The sequence below is a fragment of the Streptomyces sp. NBC_00388 genome (genome assembly GCF_036061255.1).
In the GTDB taxonomy this organism is placed as follows: domain Bacteria; phylum Actinomycetota; class Actinomycetes; order Streptomycetales; family Streptomycetaceae; genus Streptomyces.
On sequence record NZ_CP107948.1, the window covers coordinates 70067 to 89829 of the forward strand.

The following is a 19763-nucleotide window of genomic DNA, read 5'->3' on the forward strand; positions in this document are numbered from 1 at the left end:
AGCGACACCCTGCATAGCCTTGACGCGCTCATCGGCCCCGACACTCTGCCCAGCCGCCTCGGCCCACTCCTCGACGCCCCAGCAGCAGACCCCGACAACCCCCAGGACGAACAGCGGGCGCGCATCCTCCAAGCGCTCCGGGAACACCGCGGCAACCCTCCAGTCAGCGGCTGACCACGCCCTGCCTCATCCCTCCGGACAAGACGGAGCAGCAAGCCGTGACAGACCAACCACTCGCCCTCGCGCCCGAACGATGGCAGCGCCTCGCTACCGCCCACCAGGCCTACACCGAGACCGTCAGCCCGTACTACGACGAGACCCTGCAGGAAGTGACACGCCGTGCGTGCACCACCGGGAGCATCGGCAAAGCCGACATCGGAGCACTGCTGATGTGGAAACGGCTCAGGGCCGATACGCCCTGGGCCTCTGAACTCATGGCGCTCGCGGACGCTGACGTACGCCGCGCGACCGCCGCGGCCGCGACCGCCGCGCGGGACACCTCTCTCAGCCGCAGCTCGGCAGCGCAAGCCGGCCGAGCAGCCCTGGCCTCACTACCCGGATTCCGTACTGGTGACGCCCTCGCCTCCGCCGTCCTCACAGCAGCCGCACCGGACCGCATGGCCGTCTACGACCGCCGAGCCCACAACGGACTGCGCACCCTCGGTATCACCCTCAGCCACGCACCCGGACGCTACAGCCGCTACATAGAAGCGATCGACCAGCTCCTGACCGCCGCTCCAGACCCCATCCGCAACTGGACCGCCCGCGACGTCGACACCGCCCTGTACTGGATGACCACATACCAGTACTCAACGAATCTGATCAACACACGCGGAAAATAACTTCACCTGACGAACGGCCACGCCACCTGACGAAACAGCAGCTCAACTCAGAGAACTGAAGCCCGGTCCCCCATCACCACGCTGTGATAACTCGGCCTGGAGCACTATCGCCCCCAACACCAAACTGATCAGCCCAGGCCAGCCCACCACCCAGTGATCAGAAAAACCGCCCCTGGACAACGCGCTGCGGAAGCTCGGCATGAACTGGGCGGGGCCGGTGCCGGCCATCAAGGCCGCCCCGGAACAGCGCCGTCGGCGGCCCCGACGAAGCGGCCGCAGCATGACCACCACGATGAGTGCGACAAGATGCTGTACGAGGGTGGAACGTGCACCTGCGGCCTCATCGAACAGTACGGATCATCCTCCGAACGAGACGACTACTGACCGCCCCCGGCTCTCCCCGGACCCGGGCCCGTTGTCAGGGTCCGGGGTCTCGCACATCACAGCGCCGGTGGGCCGCTACCGGCGGCGCGGGATGGTGACCCGGACCTCCGCCAGGACGACGCCGGTCACCGCGTCACGGCGGGTCGGGAAGTACAGGCCCCAGTCGGCGTCACCGGCCGTGAGCCAGTCAGCCGACCGATCACGGTCGCACCTCCCGTCCGGCGGGAGCGACGCAGACGCCGACGCCGACGCCGACGAAGTAACGGTCAACAACGTCGTCGACGCACACCGCCTGGTGGAAACCTCCTACGACAAGAAGTCCTACACCGGGCAGGTCAAGGCATACCTCAAGAGGCTGCGCGAAACCGTGGCGGCACGTGGAGACCAGGACATGGGGAATGGATGGCCACGGTCCAGGCGGCGACCAAGGAAGCGGTGGGTTCCTTCGACGACTGGCGTTTTTCCACGGGCGAGAGCGCGGACCCCGAGGCCATGGTCGCGCTCCTGGGGCACCGCAAGGGCGGCACCCCCTACTTCCGCCTCTTCAAGGACGGTCTGAAGACCCGAGAAATACTGAGGCGGCAAACCCGATCGCCTCTGGCCGACGTGGATCCGGGGCGAACAGAGTCTTCACCCCGGGGCGAGGAGGGGCAGGGGCCGCTCCCTGTCCGGATTCCTGTGCGCAGACTGGGGTCCGGCGACCGCCGGGCCGGGTCGGCCCGGCGGTCGCCTAGGTGACCTCGTCAGCTCGCGGGCGTTGCGCACAGGGCGTACGCCTGCTGCTTGTCCGCCCAGGCTGCCTGGATCTGCCAGCCGGTGCCGTTGTCCGTAGGAGCGTTGACCAGTACGTTCGCGCCGACATCACCGGCGTTGAAAGGCTTCGAGGACAACGTGTAACCGCCCCCGACCACACGAGTTCCCTCCGGGCAATTCGCCACGCTGATCTCAGTCGGCGCCTTCGTACGGGTCTCGACCGTGTTGCCCTTCACCACCAGCGGCTCAGGCTGAGCACCAGCATGAGCGGACGGCATCGCGAGGAAGCCGAGCGACGCCAGCGCCGCCCCGCCCAGTGCTCCAGCCACATAGGAACGCATCTTCTGCATGAGTTGATCTCCTGATCCGAGGTAAACAACACCCCACAAACGATCAAGAAGCAGCCTGGTCACCCACGGACATGCATGGTGATCGAGATCCGGCCACGCCGCGCGTACGGCATCAGCACCGGAGTCAGAATCCGAGCCGGAGCGGTGCTCAGGCTCGACGGGAATCCGGCCGATGGCTGTGTCCAGCGGCAGCGGCGCCAGCACCCCGGCAGCGCCCGGTACAGCGTTCCGGGCGGGAGCGGAGACCACCACCCACACCCGCGCCCCGGACGAACGACCGCGTCTCCAGGCCGCACCCCGCACAGCAAACTGATAAGCCCAGGTGCAACCCCCAGGCGCTGATCAGGAACACCGCTTCTGGGCAGGACACGCTGCGGAAGCTCGGCATGCAGTGGGCGGTATGAATTCCGAGGGCGACAGGCACGAAGCGCGGTTCGCGGCGCCCGAGGCCGGTGTCGGGGCCGACGGGCAGACCGTGCCCGCGGGCCACGTCAGCGCCCTGCCAAGATCGACGAGCTTGTGAGTTCTGCACAGCGTTGGGCTCGGACAGCTATCGACGCGTTCCTTGAAGAGACCCAATTGGCCGTCTCGCCCCCGGACGAAACCGGGGGCGAGACGGCCAATAGCAGGCCAGGCTTTACCCGCGCCTTTTAGAGCGGCAGTCAATGCGCGGCAGTGGCCTTCGGGACGTCGACGTGGGCGGGCCGGAACGAGGCGAGCAGTGCGCCTGCCATGGCGAGAACGATGCCGAGGGTGAGACGGCCCCAGGGCAGGACCAGCGCGTACCCTGCGACGCTCTCCTGGAGGGTGTAACCCACGCCCAGCCCATGAAGACGCCCATGACGGTGCCGACAGCGGCGCCGAGAGTCCCGACCAGGAGTGCTTCGAGCCTGATCATGCGGGTCACGCTGGAGCGGTCGAGGCCGATCGCGCGGAGGATTCCGATCTCTTTGCCCCGTTCGAGTACGGACATGGCGAGGGTGTTGGCGATCCCGAGGGCCGCGATCACAAGGGCCATGCTCAACAGGGCATAGAGGATGTTCAGTTGGGCGCCGATGCCGCTGGTGTCCTCCGCCGCCACGACCCCCCGCGAGATCCTCCGGACTGATCCCGGCGTATCCGCCATGTCCGGATCCCACGATGACCGCGGACGCGACGCTCTGCACCCGGGCCCAGGGATGCAGGACGCCGCGCGATGAACGCTCCGAGCGATCAGCCAGCGTTTCCGCGCCCGCCCCTGGGGGGCCCTCGCTGTGTCCGCTGAGGATCACCGTCACCGCGTCGAGAACCAGTCGACGTCGAGGCGCGACGTACGAAGGCACCTGGCCCAGAATGAGCGCACGGAAATCCTCCCCTTCCGGTGCCGGCCCCCGCCCGCTTCCCGCCAGGGCCAGGGACCTCTCCAGCGGATCGTCGCTCTGGCACCGCAGCCACAGATATCGGCTCACCCGCTCGCGGCTTCCGGAGAAAGCCATCAGCCGGCGCATCAACGCCAGAACGAGAGCCGACTCCAGAACACGGCTCCGGCACGGCTCCCGCAACGCCCCGTCACCCTCGACCCGCTCCTCCACCCGGCGCCGCAGCAACGCTGTCGCTTCGACCACCGCCCCAGAGGGCCCCCAGCCCGAGGCGAGCACCCGCCCGCAGAGATCCGGCCGGTTGGCCTGCTCAAAAACCATGCCCTGAAAGCTACTTGAACGCTCAAACGGGCATTCGTTCTCTGCCACGCTTGCACTCGAATGGCGGGTAACACCACCCGCTCCGAAACCATCAGCCGGCGGCCCGCGGCTCTGCTGAGCGACCGAGCGCCACGGACAAGCACGCATGACGGCTCCCGCCACGGTGGATCAGCACTGACCGCCCACCCCTCCACCATCGAAGTCGCCGTCGAGGACCGCAGCCCCGAGCACCCGCGACCGCGTACCCCCAACCTGCAGTACGGCACCGGCGGGTTCGGCTGGCACATGGTCAACGACCTCGCCCACACCACCATCACCCCCACACCCGAGGGCGGCAAGACGATCCGTGTGCTCCTCCCCCGGTGATCCGGAGGCGGTGGAGCCGGTCGGCAGGCCGGCCGTGAGCTGCGATGCGCCGCTGAGTACCGCGCCGGCCTCTGCCCGGCCATCGGCTGACCTCTGCCCATCGGCATAGACCTCCCGAGAGCACTGAGGAGGGCGGCTTTCGCACCGCCGTCCTTTCGGGAGGGCGCCGGTGGTCATGTACCGCCAAGGCGAAGGGCGAGAGGTCAAGGGGCAAGCTCAAGGAGAGCGCTGGGCGCCTGCGGGCAACAGCAGCTGATCGCTGAGAGGCGCGTGGAGCAGGCCGAGGGCGGCGCCCGTGACACCAAGGAAAAGATCAAGGACATCTTCAAGCGATGGCCCTCGCGCCGTCAGGACCGGGACGTCACAGCGGTCCCGGCCCTGAAGCCGTCCTGGGCGTTGGGTCTCAAAAGTGCGGGTGAACTTTGTGCAGCCCCAGGTGTGGGGGTGGTGGCATGGGGCTTGTGTATCGGGTTTGGGCCGAGCGGAAGAAGTGGGCGAGCAGGCGGCGGGAGGCGGCCAGTGCGGTGTCCTCGGGCTGTCCGGCCAGGCCCCTGTTGGCCAGCAGCAGGAGGGTTACATCAGCGGTGGCCACGTCATCGCGGAGCTGGCCGGTCCTTTTGCCGCGTTCGATCAGCAGGGCCAGCCCGTCCTCGGCCCGGGCGCTCTCCTGGTCGTAGTCGAGAGCGTCGGGGAAGTGCTCCATGAACGCCGCCGCGAAGCCGCGGTCGGTGGCCTGCATGGCGCACACCTGCTCAAGAAGGTTGCGCAGGCCGCGCAGCGGGTCCGGATCGTCGAGCGCCTCGTCGAGGACAGCCACACACACGGAGAGCTGTTCGGCGAAGGCGGCGCTCACGAGGGCGGCGCGGGTGGGGAAGTGCCGGTACAGGGTGGCGGCGCCGACGCCTGCGCGGCGGGCCACCGCGGTCAGGGGAACGTCGATGCCCTTGTCGGCGAAGGCATCCTGGGCGGCCTGGAGAATACGGGCGCGATTGAGCCTGGCGTCTGCGCGTCGCTCTGCCGGACCGGTGTCGTCGGCCCGGCCTCCGGCCCGCTGAGGGGGTTCGTGAGAGGGCTGAGCAGGCATGTCTCTCACTTCTCTATAAGTGGAAGATGTCGCCCGTTTAGGGGGTTAGCGTGAGTGTACCGGCGGGGCCGGCCGCTCCCCCGGCACCTTGAACGTGGAACAGGACAAGATCATGAGTGAGATGCGTGCTGCCCTCTTCGACCGCTACGGGCCTCCGGAGGTTCTGTACGTAGGTAGCGTGCCGATACCGACGATCAAGCCTGACCAGGTCCTGGTCCGTGTCCACGCGGTCAGCGTCAACGGTGGTGAACTCGCCGGGCGCGCGGGAAAACTGCGCCTGATTACCGGCCGCACATTCCCCCAGGGCACCGGGGTTGACTTCGCAGGGGAGGTCGCCGCGGTGGGTGCCTCGGTCACCGGAGTGCGTGTCGGTGACCGGGTGTGGGGCATTCAGCGGCTGAAGGTGGCCAGCATGGCCGAGTACGTCGCCATCAGCCCCCGAAAGATCTCCCCCGCCCCGCGGAGCTTGACCCCGGCGGAAGCGATTTCCCTGCTGGCTGGCGGGACCACGTCCTTGACGGCGCTGCGCGATCACGCGGCGATCAAGCCCGGGGAGCGGCTGCTGGTGCGCGGCGCCAGCGGAGGCGTGGGAAGCGTGGCCGTCCAGATCGGCAAGCTGCTGGGAGCGCACGTCGTTGCCCTGGCCGGAGCACGGAATCTCGACTTCGTCCGCGGCCTGGGCGCCGACGAGGTACTGGACTACCGCACGACACCCCTCTCACAGCTGTCGTCCTTCGACGTCATCCTCGATGCCGCCGGCACCCAGCAGTCCCGCCTGCGCCGCCTGCTGGCACCGGGCGGCCGCATGGTCGCCATCACCACCGACCTCAACCGCCCCCTCGCCAGCCTCACCACCATCCTCACCTCGGCCGTCCACGGCCGCGGACGCATCCGAATCTTCAGCGGCAACCCCGACACCCAGCTACTCACCGAACTCACCCAGTACGCCGAGAACGGCGACGTCGTCCCCGTCATCGACACCGTTCACACCCTCGACGACATCGCCGCCGCCCACCGGGCCCTCGAAGCCGGAGGCGTCCGCGGCAAACACGTCATCCAGGTCGTATGAGTGCACGCACGGGAGCATCGAGGTGGCAGTGCACGACTGCGACCCCGGGCTCCGCGGATGCGTAAGCCCAGATGGGGGTGCCGGCATCTACGAGTTCTCGGGCGCGTAGCTGATAGCGGGAGTAGCGGCGGTGGCCGCTCTCGGAGCGGAGCGGGGTGACGAGGCTCCAGCAGCACGAGTACGGCCCCGAAACTGCGAACGCCGGCAGCATCCAGCCCCTCGACAGCGAGAGCGAGCACGGCGACAGCTCCGAGAGGCCGCTCTAATGACGGCTACCGCGAGGTTACCGAGGAGGAGTACAACGCGGCCGCAGGAGGGATTACCTAGCCTCTGCCCCCGAACCGACGACCGGGTAGCGGTCGCCTTTCTGGGTGGTAGCTGGAGCCCTGCGGCCTCGAATGTTGCCATTTTAGGCCGGGATCCGCTTCGGGCAGGTAGGCGTACGACCACGGGTGGTGCTCCAGTCCGCCGTTCGTCAGCGCCCGCGCCAGAGATGAGCCGGTGGGCAGCGGTCGACGTCCTTCTGGTGCCCGCCCGGGGCAGGGGACCGACGACCTGCGGCTGCGCCGCGTGGGCGCCAGTGACCAGGTGCGGTGCCGCAGGCGGGCAGACAAGTCCCCGAGAACGCCTGCGGCGTGCCCGCTGGGGCGGTGTGTCAGACGATGGCGAGCCGGTCCACGAGCAGCTCGACCCTGCGCTCGGTGTCCTCCGCCGGGAGCCGCCGGGCCCGGGTGAGCGTGGCCAGTCCGTGCAGGGCCGCCCAGAACGTCTCGGTGAACAATCCCGGGGCAACGCCGTCCCCGGCAACCTCCCCAAGGTTCTCCAGCAGAGCGGCGAAGGCATCCTTCAGCGGCTCGGGGGTGTCCTCCTGTGCGTAAGCGAGACCGCCGTCGAGCTGGAACATGGCGTCGTAGACCGCCGGGTTGCGCTCGGCGAAGTCGAGATAGGCGCGCGCGAGGGCGGCGACCCGAGCGCGAGGGCCCTCCGCTGCGGAAGCCGCGGCGCGCACCGCCGCGGCCATCTCGGCGGCGCCCTCCAGCGCGACGGCTCCGATGATCTCCCGTTTGCCGCGGAAGTGACTGTAGAGGACGGGCTGGCTGTATTCGATGCGCTCGGCGAGTCGCCGGGTGGTGACCGCGTCCCAGCCCTGCTGCTCGGCGAGTTCGCGGGCCGTGGCCACGATGAGGCGCTCGCGGCCCGCCCGTTCCCGCTCCTTGCGTTCCTGTACCGACATGACCCGATCCTAGCACTGCTAGACAACCGAGCGGCAATAGTACTAGCCTTGCCTCATTGCCTAGCAACGCTAGATTCCCGGAGAGGTCATCATGCTCGATGCGCTTCAGGTCGTCACCACCGTGGCCTTCGGACTGATGGTGGGGGTGGAGTTCTCCGTCGCCTTCGTCATCAACCCGATCTTCAACGCACTTCCCGAGGACAGCGGTCAGCTCGGCCGCGCCCACGGTGGCCGGATGCTCGGCGCCGTGATGCCGTTCTGGTACATCGGCTCGCTCGTCCTTGTCGCGGTCTGGGCCATCGCCGGATGGCACCACGACGGAACCGGACTTGTCGTCACCGCCGGCGCGCTGCTGATCGTCAGCGTGGTCATGTCGCTCCTGCTGCTCGTCCCGATCAACAACCAGAGCAAGACATGGACCCCCGAGAACCGGCCCGAGGACTGGAAGGAGCAGATGCACCGCTGGGACCGCTTCCACTACGTCCGCGTCGCTGTGCTCGTCGCCGCCTTCACCCTGCTCGTCGCCGCCCTCGTCTGAGCCCGCAGGCCGGCACCGCAGGACTCAGCAATCCCCACGAAGCCCACCGAGCCGACGAAAAACCCACAAGGAGAAGAACAGTGTTACTGAAGAAGATCAACACCGTCCTGGCCGCCGCCTTCATCCTCTTCATCCTCTGGTTCGGGACGGAGTTCATCCTGAGCCCGGAGACGGCGGCGGCGGGCTTCGGCCTGCCGAGCCCGCCGTCAGGCGACGGTGGCGGCTTCCTGATCATCAAGGGAATCCGCGACGTCGTCCTGGCCCTGGTCCTGGGCGCACTGCTGGTGACGGGCCACCGCCGGGCGCTGGGCTGGGCGCTGCTGGTGGAGTCCCTCGCCGCTTACGGCGACATGACCACCGTGCTGGCCCACCACGGCTCCGTGGCCACTGCGCTCGGCGTCCACTGCCTGACCGCAACGCTGATGGTGGTCAACGGCCTTCTGATCATGCGCGAGACCCGCAAGGCCGTGGCGGCTCCGGCAACGCCCGCCATGCAGCCCGCCTGACGCCACCACCTCGGCGCGTGCCGGTGTCCGCCAGTCACTGAGCCTTTTCCAACCTCACATCGATGCGTGATGAAGGACGAGGACGGCCTTCACGAAGTCGGTGATGCGGTTGGTGTTGCAGCGGAGTTTCCGCAGGAGCCGCCAGCCCTTCAGGGTAGCCATGACCTGTTCGCCGAGGCAGCGGTGGCATGGGTGCTGTTGTGGCGGCGTTTCCACCGCTTGAGGCGACGGCCCCGAAAGGGGACACGTACCGGTCCGCCGGCTCCTTGGTATGCCTTGTCCGCCCAGCACTTGAGGTCCGCGTTGGCGAGGGCGTCGGCTATGCCGTGGTGTCGTGCCGCGCTCAGATCGTGTGTCGCGCCGGGAAGGGCCAGGGCCGGTAAGGGCCCCTGCGCGACCACAGGGTGACCCTGCCGAGCGGCAGACCGCTGACCGTCGAAACTTTTCAGGCCCTGGGCAACATGCTTGGTGGCACCGATGGAAGCCTTCGCCTGCACTATCTTCTCGAAGACCCTTTCACCGGCGGAACCGAACCGTCAGAGGCGTTCTTGTTCCAGATCGACCGCGAACTGGCCGACGTAGCCGGCGGACCGCTGTACTACCTGCTGCACGAGGCCACATACGTGCAGGAAACGGAAGCCACTCGCTGGTCGGCTCAGCGCGTCCGAGGTGAGTTCCCCGCCTTCGACGCCGAAGCCGCGCTCGACTCAGGCGCACCCATCCTGTTCACCGGAGAGATGATCCACCCCTGGATGTTCGATACCGACACGGTGCTCCGGCCGTTCCGCCAGGCTGCCCACCTGATCGCCGAACGCCCGGCCTGGCCTGCGCTCTACGACATCGATCGCCTACGAGATAACACCGTTCCCGTCGCCGCCGCCATTTACCACGACGATATGTACCTTGATCGTGGTCTGTCGCTCAGTACCGCCCAGATCATCCATGGCCTGAAGCCCTGGCTCACCGATGAGTACCAACACGACGGACTACGCATTAGCAACGGGGCCGTCTTGGAACATCTCCTCGCGCTGATTAACGAGCGCCCCTGAGGCTCGTCCCACTCGTACCCACCGCGCCTGTCCCGCTCAACCGAGTGCCCTATTTGAGTGTGTCCAGATCATTCTGGTAGGAGCTTTTAGTGCCCCGGCCACCCAGCCGCAGCGCCAAGGCCTGTCCGGGTGAGATTCCGCCGAACCGCCCCCGACGCAGCCTTGCACCGACAGGATGAGGCAGGTGACGACGACCTCCCCAGACCTCTGGCACCACTACGGCCGCACTCGTGCCGCCACCGGCCACGATGTACCGGACACCTTCTGCTGGACCTGGAGTCAGGACGGCGGACCTGGCTCCGAAGTCCTCGGTGACCTGACCGGCCTGTGCGTCGGTGACCTCGGCGCCGGATCCGCCCGCCACGCTGCTCACCTGGCAACCCGCCGCCAGCCCGCCCAGGTCGTCGCCATCGACTCCTCGGCCGCCCAACACGCCAGGGCCATCGGCCTGTACGGCCACCTCGCCCCGCGCCTGCACCTGGTCCATGCCGACGTCGTGGACCACCTGCGCATCGCACCCGACACCTACGACGTGCTCTACAGCGTCTTCGGAGCCATCGACTTCAACGACCCGCGGGAACTGCTCCCGGCCGCGGCCGCCGCGCTGCGGCCCGGCGGCCGGCTCGTCTTCTCCACCCTGAGCCACTACCTGAGCGGCGAATCCGCAGAGACCGACGTCGTGCACGCCGACATTCCGGCGAAGACACCAGCGGGAGCCCCGGCCACGATGCGCCGCTGGGTACTCCAGGAGCACGTGTGGACGGAGGTACTCGACAGGGCCGGGCTGTCCGACATCACCATCGACCTACTGCCCGCCCCCAGCAGCGGGCACCGCACCGCTGACACGCTACTGGTCACCGCGCTCCGCATGAAGGCACGGACGCTCTGTCATCCGTTGGCACGGCCGACTGCGGCTCGTCGGGTTTAGTGTCTCGCCACTCGTGGCACCGGCTGAGATCGTTGACCGGCCGTTCTTCCCTTGTCTCAGGTCGATGGCACGCTGATCAGTCTCGCGGGCGTGGCATTTCCTCCTTCGGTTGCCGCAGGGATTCATCCATGTGCCAGAGCGCCGTCGAGGAGCCGAGGGCGCTTCGCTTATGGCGGAGGCTGGTGTGTGCTGTGTTGGTCGCTGGTGAGTTCGGTGTTCGGCCGGTCGCTCTGATCGAGGGTGGCGGCCCAGCTGGCCAGGAGCCGGAGTCCGTCGTGTGATGCGGTGCCGGGCTCGGCGCTCATCGCGGTGAGCGTGAGGCCAGGGTCGTTCGGGATGGGCAGGCCCTCGAAGGCGAGGGTGAGGTCGCCGACGGCGGGGTGATGGAAGCGTTTGAAGCCGGTGCGGTGCAGGCGTACGTCGTGTGCGGCCCAGAGGGTGCGGAAGTCTTCGCTCTGGGTGGAGAGTTCACCGATCAGGTCGCTGAGATCGCGGTTGTAGGGGTCTTGTCCGGCCTCGGTGCGCAGCAGTGCCGCCGATGCGGCCCTTTGGTAGTCCAGTTCGGTCATGTACTGGGCGGCGCCGGGGTTGAGGAACTGGAACCGGGCGAGGTTGACCGGTCTGGCCGGATCTTGGAATACGGGCCAGTACAGGGCTTTGCCGAGTCTGTTGGTGGCGAGGATGTCGAGGCGGCCGTTGCGGATGAAGGCGGGTGCCTCGGTCATCGCGTCGAGTAGCTGCTGCAGAACTGGCCGGATCGGTTGTGCGGTGCGGCGGCGGGTGGTGCTGGCGGTGCGTGCCAGGTCCAGGAGGTGGGCGCGCTCGGATTCGTCGAGCTGCAGTGCACGGGCCAGGGAGTCCAGGACGGCTTCGGAGGCGCCGGAGAGGTTGCCTCGCTCCATGCGGGCGTAGTACTCGGCGCTGACGCCGGCGAGCATCGCGACTTCCTCGCGGCGCAGCCCTTTCACCCTGCGCTGGCCTGCGGCGGGGAGGCCGGCCTGCTGGGGGGTGATCTTGGCGCGGCGGCTGGTGAGGAACTCGCGGACCTCGCTGCGGTTGTCCATGTCATCGAGGCTACGACGGTTCCGGGATGCGAGGGGTGTACTGGCAGTACACGTATCAACGGGTCCTTCCGCACGCCCGTGACCTGCCGTTTCATCGATAGCAGGCCAGCAAAGGGCCACCTGTCCGCTCCGGTGGCGTACACCCCGGCTGCGAGACGCAATGGAGACCGGTGCCCGCCCCGCGGGGAGACGCCTGGGCGCCCACGTGGAAGGAGCCGATCATGTCGGAGGACAAGAAGCCTGTGGGGCCGCGTCAGCAGTTCGGGGACATTGCCCCGGCGCTGGCCGGTTACAGCGAGGACGTGCTGTTCGGGCAGGTGTGGGAGGACCCGGACCTGTCCGCGCGGGAGCGAAGCCTGGTCACGGTGGCCAGCCTGATCACCAGCGGCAGCAGCGAGCAGCTGGCCTTCCACCTGGGCAAGGCCCGGGAGAACGGGGTCAGCGACAAGGAGCTGATCGCGACGATCACGCACCTGGCGTTCTACGCCGGATGGCCCAAGGCCATGTCCGCGCTCACCATCGCCCGCGACGTCCTCGCGTCCTAGAGACCCATGGCAGGCGGTGAGGGCCCGAAGGCGCTGCCCCGGCCCCGGACGTACGGGCGGCACCGCTAGCGGTGTGCACCACTACCGCCTGCGCCCGCTCTATCCATCACCTGTGCGTAGCCATGCTGTGACTTTATGTAGTCATGGAGAACGATCATGGAGATTATCCAGCGGCCGGCGACGGCGAAGCTGCCTGCCGAAATGTTCACCGGGGATGCCTGGGCGGATGTCATCTACCGGGGTGAGGACCCCTCTCGCGCACGGGCCAACATGGTGCGCTTCGCGCCCTGCGCCCGTACGGCCTGGCACTCCCACGGCCTGGGGCAGACCCTCTACATCGTGGAGGGCATCGCTCTGATCCAGTCTCGCGGCGGCGAGATCTTCGAGGCCCACCCCGGTGATGTGGTCTTCACTCCGGCCGGTGAGGAGCACTGGCACGGTGCGAGCCCGGACCGGTTCATGGCGCATATCGCGCTGTGGGAGGGCGACGACGTCGACTGGCTCGAACACGTCACGGACGCCGAGTACACCGGCCCCCGCCGCCCCGCCCGCACGCCCTGAACCGTCCCACCGCCTTACATCCCCACCCGCCCGTCTCGCGAGATACGGAGACAACCATGCGCGCAACCGTGCTGCACGCCCCCCACGACGTCCGCGTCGAAGGCCGCCCCCAGGCCGCCGTCCAGCAGCCCACCGATGCGGTGATCCGCACCCTGGCCACCTGCGTGTGCGGCTCGGACCTGTGGGACTACCGCGGCATCAACGACGTCCCCGAGCCCACACCAGGCGGCCACGAATACGTCGGCATCGTCGAAGAAGTCGGCAGCGACGTGACCGGCATCAAGCCCGGCCAGCTGGTCGTCGGCTCGTTCTTCGCCTCCGACAACACCTGCCCCAACTGCGAAAACGGCTACCAGACCAACTGCCTTCACCGCGAGTTCGTCGGCGGCGCCCAAGCCGAGTACGTCCGCGTACCCTTCGCCGACGGCACCCTCGTCCACGTACCCGGCGACGTCGCCGACGAGCACATCCCCAGCCTGCTGGCCTGCTCCGATGTGATGGGCACCGGCTGGTACGCGGCAGTGGCCGCCGAGGTCGAGCCCGGCGACACCGTCGCCGTGGTCGGGGACGGCGCGGTCGGACTCTGTGCGGTCATCGCCGCCAAAGAGCTCGGGGCGAAGCGGATCATCGCCATGTCCCGCCACGAGTCGCGGCAACAGCTGGCCCGCGAGTTCGGCGCCACCGACATCATCGCCGAACGCGGCGACCAGGGCGTGGCCCGCGTCAAGGAACTGACCGGCGGTATCGGCGCCGACCGTGTGCTGGAGTGCGTGGGCAACCCCGACTCCATGCAGCAGGCCCTGCACTCCACCCGCCCCGGCGGCAACGTCGGCTTCGTCGGCGTCCCCCACGGCGTGCAGATCGACGGCGAGGAACTGTTCTTCTCCCACGTCGCCCTGCGCGGCGGACCCGCCCCCGTCCGGGAGTTCCTCCCCGACCTCATTCAGCGCGTCCTGAGCGGCCGCATCAACCCGGGCAAGGTCTTCGACCTCGAACTCCCCCTGCAGAAGGCCGCCGAAGGCTACAAGGCCATGGACGAACGACGCGCCATCAAAACCCTCCTGCGCCCCTGACACAACACCCCGGCACGCACCCCCGTGTCTCTCAGCACCCGGGCGGAACCCGCCCCGGCCCGGAGATTGGAATCCCTTCGTGAACCCGCAGTACAACTTCGACGGCCAGGTCGCCCTGGTCACCGGCGCGGCCTCCGGCATGGGCCTCGCCGCCGCCCGCGCCTTCGCCCAGGCCGGCGCCGCCGTCGTCCTGGCCGACGTCAACAAGACCGCGGTCGACAAGGCCGCCAAGGACCTCACCGACGCCGGCCACCAGGCCATCGGCGTGGTGTGCGACGTCACCGACGAAGACCAGGCCGCAGCGATGGTCGACCAGGCCGTGGCCGCTTATGGCCGCCTCGACATGGCCTTCAACAACGCCGGCATCCAGGCCCCGCCCTCGGACGCCGCAGATGAGAAGGCTGAAGACTTCGACCAGGTCAACGCCGTCAACCTGCGCGGCGCGTGGGCCTCGCAGAAGTACGAGCTGCGCCAGATGCGCAAACAGAGCTCTGGTGCCATCGTCAACAGCTCCTCCCTCGGCGGCCTGGTCGGCCTGCCCGAACGCGCCGCCTATCACGCCTCCAAGCACGGCGTGATCGGCCTGACCAAGAGCGCGGCGGTCGAGTACGCCCCCAAGGGCATCCGCATCAACGCCATCTGCCCCGGCGTTGTCGAGACCTCGATGGTCGCCGACATGCTCGAAGGCCAGGCCGAAGCCATGACCGAGATCATGAAGCAGCAGCCCATCGGCCGCCTCGGCAAGGCCGAAGAAGTCGCCGCCGCAGCCGTATGGCTGTGCAGCGACGCTGCCAGCTTCGTCATCGGTGTCGCCCTTCCCGTCGACGGCGGCTACACCACCCACTAACACCACCCATCCCCCCTCAGAGCGCGCAGCCAAAGCGGCCGCCTCCGCGTCACGTAAGGAGCCAATGCCATGGAGTACCGCCGTCTCGGTACCAGCGGAACCCTGGTGTCCAACCTGTCCCTGGGCACGATGAACTTCGGAACCCCGCAGACGCCCGAGAGCGACGCGTTCGCGCAGATGGACGCCTTCCTTGACGCCGGCGGCAATCTGCTCGACACCGCCGACGTCTACAACGGCGGAATGGCCGAGGAGACCGTCGGCAGGTGGCTCGCCGCCCGCCCGAGCGAGGTCACCGACCGCGCCGTCATCGCCACCAAGGGCCGCACCCGTACCGGCACCGACCCCAACGAAGCCGGAACCTCCAGACGCCACCTGGACCGGGCACTGACCACCTCCCTGCGCCGGCTGGGAGTCGACACCATCGACCTCTACCAGCTCCACGCCTGGGACCCCCTGACCCCGATCGAGGAGACCTTGTCCTTCCTCGACACGGCCGTCCGCGCCGGAAAGATCCGCTACGTCGGCCTGTCCAACTTCACCGGCTGGCAGCTCCAGCTCGCGGTCTCCACCGCTCAGGCGCACGGCTACCCGGTGCCGGTGACCCTCCAGGCCCAGTACAACCTGGCCACCCGCCAGACCGAATGGGAAATGGCTACCGCCGCCCGCCACAACGGGCTCGGCATCCTGGCCTGGTCCCCGCTCGCCAGCGGATTCCTCACCGGAAAGTACGAGCGCGGCGCGCAGCGGCCCTCCGACACCCGGGCGGGCCAGGACCACGCCCTCTACCAGTACACCTCTGCCAACTACGAGCACTCCGACCACACCTGGGACTCCGTAGACGCCCTCCGAAGGGTCGCCGAGGACAACGGCGTCGCCCCCGCCCAGGCCGCGCTCAGCTGGGTCATCAACCGACCAGGCGTCACCTCCGCCATCGTCGGCGCCCGGACCCTGGACCAGCTCGCCGGAAACCTCACGGCTGCAGACCTGCGCCTGGACCCGGACTCCACCAGGGCACTCGATATTGCCAGCGACCCGAACCCGGCGCCCTACCCCTACGGCGCCTTCGGCTCCGCCCAGCGGGACCGCACGGCCAACGACCCCGAGGCCCTCGGCGCCCTCATCCAGGAGCACGCCAACTCCGCCGGCACCCGGCAGCACTGAGCCACACAGGGACACGAGCACACGAAAGGAACGCTCCCCATGGAGTACGTCCGCCTCGGCACCACCGGCCTCAAGGTCAGCCGCCTCGCGCTGGGATGCATGAGCTACGGCGACCCCACCGTCCCCGGCGCCCACCCCTGGGCCCTGACCGAGGACAAGGCCGCGCCGTTCTTCCGGCAGGCCGTCGAACTGGGCATCACCTTCTGGGACACCGCCAACGTCTACCAGGCTGGCACTTCCGAAGAGATCACCGGCCGCGCCATCCGCGAGTACTCCCGGCGCGAGGACATCGTGCTGGCCACCAAAGTCCGCGGGAAAATGCACGACGGCCCCGGCGGCGAGGGCCTGTCCCGCCGAGCAATCCTCGAACAGGTCGATGCCTCCCTCTCCCGGCTGGGCACCGACTACATCGACCTCTACCAGATCCACCGCTTCGACGACGAGACGCCAGTCGAAGAGACGATGGGGGCACTGCACGACACCATCAAGGCCGGCAAGGTCCGCTACATCGGCGCCTCATCCATGTACGCCTGGCAGTTCGCCAAACTTCAGCACGCCGCCGGCCTCGGCGGATGGACCCGCTTCGTATCCATGCAGAACCAGTACAACCTCCTGCGCCGCCAAGACGAGCCGGAACTGATGGCCATGTGCGGCGACATGGGCGTGGGACTGGTGCCCTACTCCCCGAACGGGAAGGGCCGCCTCGCGCGCCCCGCCGGCGAGCAGAGCACCCGCTCCCGCGCCGACCACGTCGTGCAGTCCTTCGACAGCCCCCACGACGAGCCGGTCATCAATGCCGTACAGCACCTCACCGAAGCACGAGGGGTGGCCATGGCCCAGATCGCTCTCGCCTGGGTGCTGCGTAACCCTCTGGTCTCCGCCCCCATCGTCGGAGCCACCAAACCCCACCACCTGTCTCAGGCCGTGGATGCGCTCGATCTGCACCTGTCGGACGACGAAGTGGCCGCTCTGGAAGAGCCCTACACCAACGTGGGACCGTCCTGGTTCTGAATCCGGTCGGCGGCAAACCCTATGCGGGTCAGATCCGGAAACCCTCCCCTGTTCACCGCCTTCTTGACCGCCCTGGGTAGGAGCCTGCGGGACGAAGCTGGGTGCCGTCTTTCAGGAGAGCAAGAAGGACGGTGGCCAGGCTGGTCCTCTCCCAGCCGAGATCCGCCGTCTACTGGCATCCACCCACCGGCGGCCTGCTCGACAGGGCAACCATGCGATGAACTGGTCGAGATGGCGCCGCCGACACCAGGCCCGAGCCCGCCGCTGTCACTCCACACGGCGCGGCCGCTCGTTCGCGGGACAGGCCGGGCGATCCCGCCCCGCACCCGGCACCACCCCGCTACAATTCCTACGCTCAAGCCGTTGACCAGGACATACACCGAAGTCCGGCTGGAGTACCAGGCGGTTTCGTTTGGATCAGCGTGCGGCCGGCCCAGAGGAAGATGCCTGCGACATGAAGTCCGCCATAGGTAGACGGTCGGGGTCTTCTCGTAGCGGGTGGCGATGCCGCGCCACTGCTTCAAGCTGTTGATGCGCCGCTCGACGGTGTTGCGCTGCTGGTACGCCTCCCGCCGAGCCGGCAGGAACGCCCTGTCAGGGGTGGAGGGCCTCGCGCAGGGTGCGTACCTGGTCGGTGAGGTTGTGTTCGCTGATGCGGGCCTGAGGGAAGAGGAGGTCGAAGCCGTGTACGGCGCCGGGAACCTGGACGAGTTCGGTGGTGACGCCGGCGGCGGACAGGCGTGCGGCGTAGTCGCGGCCCTCGTCGCGCAGCGGGTCGATCTCGGCCACGGCGATGTAGGTGGGCGGCAGGCCGCTGAGATCAGTGGCGCGGATTGGGAAGGCGTACGGGTCGGCATGGCCGTCCTTCGCGTAGTACTGCACGGCCAGTTCCAGCGCGGCCCGGTTGAAGACCGGGGTATCGGTGAACTCCCGTGCCGAGGCGCTGGTGAGACTGCCGTCCACGCTGGGGTAGGTCAGGGACTGGAAGAGCAGGCGCGGGCCCGCCTGATCGCGGGCGCGGAGCACGGTGGAGGCAGCGATGTTCCCGCCGGCGCTGCCCCCGGCCACCGCGATGCGTGTTCGGTCTCCGCCGAGTTCGGCCGGGTTGTCGGCGATCCAGGTCAGGGCGGCGTAGGCGTCGTCGGCTGCGGCCGGGTAGGGGTGTTCGGGGGCGAGGCGGTAGTCGACGGAGACGACGACGGCGTGGGCGTCGCGGGCGTAGCGCAGGGAGCGTCCCTCTTCGGCCTCGGGAGATCCGTAGGTGAAGGCGCCACCGTGTACGTAGAGAATCATCGGCAGGTCTTCGGTGGTGTCGGGACGGTAGACGCGCAGTCGCAGTTGTCCTGCGGGGCCGGGGATGTACAGGTCCCGCACCTTTATCTGGTCGTCGACGGGGGTGTCGGGGTGTGCGCGCAGCAGGGCGTAGCGCTGGGGGTCGGCGAGGACAGCGTCCAGGCCATGGACGGGGAAGACGCCGGTGTCGGCGGTGTCGAGCAGGGTGTGGATCTCGGGATCGACAGCAGGAGCAGTCATGGCGGGATAGGCACCTTCCGGGTGTTCGACCGGGTGCTGCCCGGTCTGTTGTGCGGAACTGATCTCAGTCTCTGCCGATCACGAGCGGCACAGAAGTGGCCCGAGAGCCACTATGTGCAACTATTGGGCCATGACAGTCGCGACACCACATCATGTGGCCGTGCTGGCCCTCGCACCGGTGGTGGCCTTCGACCTGAGCATCCCGGCCCAGATGCTTGCCGCGGTCGAAACCCGCGCGGGCACCGCGGCCTACGAAGTACGCACCCTCACCCCGGACGGCTCCCCGGTACCGACGGTGAACGGGTACGGCATCACGCCGCAGGGCGACCTGTCCCTGCTGGAGCACGCCGACACGGTGATCGTCGCCGGCACCCGCTGCCCGGAGGTACTGGACGCCGGCGCGGTGCACGCCTCCGTCGCCGAAGCGCTGCGCCGTGCGGCCCGGCGCCGCGCCCGGGTGGTGTCCCTGTGCACCGGCTCGTTCGTACTCGCGGCCGCCGGCCTGCTGGAAGGCCGGCGGGCCGCGACCCACTGGCGCTACGCGCAGCAGTTCAGGCGGCTCTTTCCCGCAGTCGACCTCGACACCGACCCGCTCTACATCGCCGATCGCGGGATCCTCACGTCAGCCGGCGGCGCGGCCGCCATCGACCTGTGCCTGCACCTGGTCCGGGAGGACCACGGCAGTTCCGTGGCGAACCGGGTGGCGCGGTACAACGTCGTCGCGCCCATGAGAGACGGAGGGCAGGCGCAGTACATCGAGCGCCCGGTCCGGGAGGACGCGGGCACCTCGACGGCTGGGGCGCGGACGCTGATGACGGAACACCTGGATCGGCGGCTGTCCCTCAAAGACCTCGCGGCCCACTGCCACATGAGCGTACGGACCTTCACCAGGCGCTTCCGACAGGAGACCGGGCTCTCCCCGGCCGAATGGCTCGCCTCGGCCCGCTTGGCACACGTACGCCATCTGCTGGAGTCGACCGAACTGCCTGTTGACGACATCGCCGCCAGGACCGGCCTGGGCAGCGGCACCAACCTGCGGCAGCATATGCGCACCGCCCTGGACATCACCCCGTCCGCCTACCGGAGGGCATTCCGCTCGGCCACCACTGCCTTCGCACCGCCCCTCTCCGAGGACCAGCGGGTCCGGTCCGCAGGCACGTGACGCCGTTCGGCACGGGTTGCCGCA

General features: G+C 68.4%; 21 protein-coding genes and 4 pseudogenes. 16 read left to right on the forward strand and 9 right to left on the reverse strand.

The features are described 5' to 3' along the window. Positions 1-218: 218 nt before the first annotated feature. The 3 genes and pseudogenes from OG917_RS00315 to OG917_RS30565 all read left to right on the forward strand — a co-directional run bounded on the left by OG917_RS00315 (position 219) and on the right by OG917_RS30565 (position 1964). Positions 219-842: a hypothetical protein gene (locus OG917_RS00315; RefSeq protein WP_328315435.1), complete on the forward strand. Its 624-nt coding sequence runs from the start codon at positions 219-221 to the stop codon at positions 840-842. Between the two features lie 475 nt (positions 843-1317). Further along, positions 1318-1593 (forward strand): annotated as a pseudogene (locus OG917_RS30560) (hypothetical protein); the annotation flags it as partial. A 35-nt stretch (positions 1594-1628) separates the two neighbouring features. After that, a complete protein-coding gene (locus OG917_RS30565; RefSeq protein ID WP_443058889.1) occupies positions 1629-1964 on the forward strand; it encodes a hypothetical protein in 336 nt (111 codons plus the stop codon). A 5-nt stretch (positions 1965-1969) separates the two neighbouring features. Here OG917_RS30565 and OG917_RS00320 read toward each other — a convergent pair whose 3' ends face one another. From OG917_RS00320 to OG917_RS30570, 3 genes and pseudogenes are all read right to left on the reverse strand, one after another. Further along, complete coding sequence (locus OG917_RS00320; protein WP_328315436.1) at positions 1970-2329, reverse strand: hypothetical protein; 360 nt, start codon at positions 2327-2329, stop codon at positions 1970-1972. Positions 2330-2991: 662 nt separating this feature from the next. After that, the gene (locus tag OG917_RS00325) at positions 2992-3147 is read right to left on the reverse strand and encodes a hypothetical protein (RefSeq protein ID WP_328315437.1); all 156 of its coding nucleotides are present in this window, start codon (positions 3145-3147) and stop codon (positions 2992-2994) included. 23 nt (positions 3148-3170) lie between these two features. Further along, positions 3171-3455, reverse strand: a pseudogene (locus OG917_RS30570) (ABC transporter permease); the annotation flags it as partial. Positions 3456-4068: 613 nt separating this feature from the next. On the opposite strand from OG917_RS30570, the gene OG917_RS00330 reads away from it, so the two are divergent. Further along, entirely contained in the window at positions 4069-4374 is a 306-nt protein-coding gene (locus OG917_RS00330) for a hypothetical protein (RefSeq protein WP_328315438.1), read from the forward strand. Between the two features lie 403 nt (positions 4375-4777). Here the strand turns inward: OG917_RS00330 and OG917_RS00335 are convergent, their stop codons facing one another. Then, positions 4778-5458 (reverse strand): TetR/AcrR family transcriptional regulator, encoded by a 681-nt coding sequence (locus OG917_RS00335; protein ID WP_328315439.1) that lies wholly within the window; start codon positions 5456-5458, stop codon positions 4778-4780. A gap of 112 nt (positions 5459-5570) precedes the next feature. On the opposite strand from OG917_RS00335, the gene OG917_RS00340 reads away from it, so the two are divergent. Further along, positions 5571-6527 carry an NAD(P)-dependent alcohol dehydrogenase gene (locus OG917_RS00340; RefSeq protein ID WP_328315440.1) on the forward strand — a complete coding sequence of 319 codons (957 nt, stop codon included), beginning with the start codon at positions 5571-5573 and terminating at the stop codon, positions 6525-6527. Positions 6528-6591: 64 nt separating this feature from the next. Here the strand turns inward: OG917_RS00340 and OG917_RS00345 are convergent. Next, positions 6592-6690: pseudogene (locus OG917_RS00345) on the reverse strand (MerR family transcriptional regulator); the annotation flags it as partial. Positions 6691-7182: 492 nt separating this feature from the next. Then, positions 7183-7761, reverse strand: a complete 579-nt coding sequence (locus OG917_RS00350) for a TetR/AcrR family transcriptional regulator (protein ID WP_328315441.1) — start codon at positions 7759-7761, stop codon at positions 7183-7185. A gap of 91 nt (positions 7762-7852) precedes the next feature. Here OG917_RS00350 and OG917_RS00355 point away from each other — a divergent pair, with 91 nt between their 5' ends. Then, a complete protein-coding gene (locus OG917_RS00355) occupies positions 7853-8299 on the forward strand; it encodes a DUF1772 domain-containing protein (RefSeq protein ID WP_328315442.1) in 447 nt (148 codons plus the stop codon). Between the two features lie 80 nt (positions 8300-8379). Next, positions 8380-8805, forward strand: coding sequence for a DUF4267 domain-containing protein (locus OG917_RS00360; RefSeq protein ID WP_328315443.1), 426 nt, complete (start codon positions 8380-8382; stop codon positions 8803-8805). Between the two features lie 54 nt (positions 8806-8859). Here the strand turns inward: OG917_RS00360 and OG917_RS00365 are convergent. Then, positions 8860-9176, reverse strand: a pseudogene (locus tag OG917_RS00365) (transposase family protein); the annotation flags it as partial. A gap of 33 nt (positions 9177-9209) precedes the next feature. Here OG917_RS00365 and OG917_RS00370 point away from each other — a divergent pair. Both OG917_RS00370 and OG917_RS00375 read left to right on the forward strand, forming a co-directional pair. Next, positions 9210-9854: a hypothetical protein gene (locus OG917_RS00370; protein ID WP_328315444.1), complete on the forward strand. Its 645-nt coding sequence runs from the start codon at positions 9210-9212 to the stop codon at positions 9852-9854. A gap of 175 nt (positions 9855-10029) precedes the next feature. Beyond that, entirely contained in the window at positions 10030-10782 is a 753-nt protein-coding gene (locus OG917_RS00375) for a class I SAM-dependent methyltransferase (protein WP_443058890.1), read from the forward strand. A gap of 167 nt (positions 10783-10949) precedes the next feature. Here the strand turns inward: OG917_RS00375 and OG917_RS00380 are convergent, their stop codons facing one another. After that, on the reverse strand, positions 10950-11846 hold the full coding sequence (locus OG917_RS00380) for a helix-turn-helix transcriptional regulator (protein WP_328315446.1): 897 nt from the start codon (positions 11844-11846) through the stop codon (positions 10950-10952). Between the two features lie 221 nt (positions 11847-12067). Between OG917_RS00380 and OG917_RS00385 the strand changes: the two genes are divergently transcribed. The 6 genes from OG917_RS00385 (at position 12068) to OG917_RS00410 (ending at position 17044) form a co-directional block, all read left to right on the forward strand. Further along, positions 12068-12391, forward strand: a complete 324-nt coding sequence (locus OG917_RS00385; RefSeq protein WP_328315447.1) for a carboxymuconolactone decarboxylase family protein — start codon at positions 12068-12070, stop codon at positions 12389-12391. Positions 12392-12547: 156 nt separating this feature from the next. Beyond that, complete coding sequence (locus OG917_RS00390) at positions 12548-12952, forward strand: (R)-mandelonitrile lyase (RefSeq protein WP_328315448.1); 405 nt, start codon at positions 12548-12550, stop codon at positions 12950-12952. Positions 12953-13008: 56 nt separating this feature from the next. Then, on the forward strand, positions 13009-14025 hold the full coding sequence (locus OG917_RS00395) for a zinc-dependent alcohol dehydrogenase family protein (protein ID WP_328315449.1): 1017 nt from the start codon (positions 13009-13011) through the stop codon (positions 14023-14025). Between the two features lie 79 nt (positions 14026-14104). Continuing rightward, entirely contained in the window at positions 14105-14872 is a 768-nt protein-coding gene (locus OG917_RS00400; RefSeq protein WP_328315450.1) for a glucose 1-dehydrogenase, read from the forward strand. Positions 14873-14941: 69 nt separating this feature from the next. Then, positions 14942-16033 carry an aldo/keto reductase gene (locus tag OG917_RS00405; protein WP_328315451.1) on the forward strand — a complete coding sequence of 364 codons (1092 nt, stop codon included), beginning with the start codon at positions 14942-14944 and terminating at the stop codon, positions 16031-16033. A 39-nt stretch (positions 16034-16072) separates the two neighbouring features. Next, the gene (locus OG917_RS00410) at positions 16073-17044 is read left to right on the forward strand and encodes an aldo/keto reductase (protein WP_328315452.1); all 972 of its coding nucleotides are present in this window, start codon (positions 16073-16075) and stop codon (positions 17042-17044) included. Between the two features lie 594 nt (positions 17045-17638). Here the strand turns inward: OG917_RS00410 and OG917_RS00420 are convergent. Beyond that, positions 17639-18577, reverse strand: coding sequence for an alpha/beta hydrolase (locus tag OG917_RS00420; protein WP_328315453.1), 939 nt, complete (start codon positions 18575-18577; stop codon positions 17639-17641). Between the two features lie 130 nt (positions 18578-18707). On the opposite strand from OG917_RS00420, the gene OG917_RS00425 reads away from it, so the two are divergent. Continuing rightward, on the forward strand, positions 18708-19739 hold the full coding sequence (locus OG917_RS00425) for a GlxA family transcriptional regulator (protein ID WP_328315454.1): 1032 nt from the start codon (positions 18708-18710) through the stop codon (positions 19737-19739). The last annotated feature ends 24 nt before the right edge of the window (positions 19740-19763 follow it).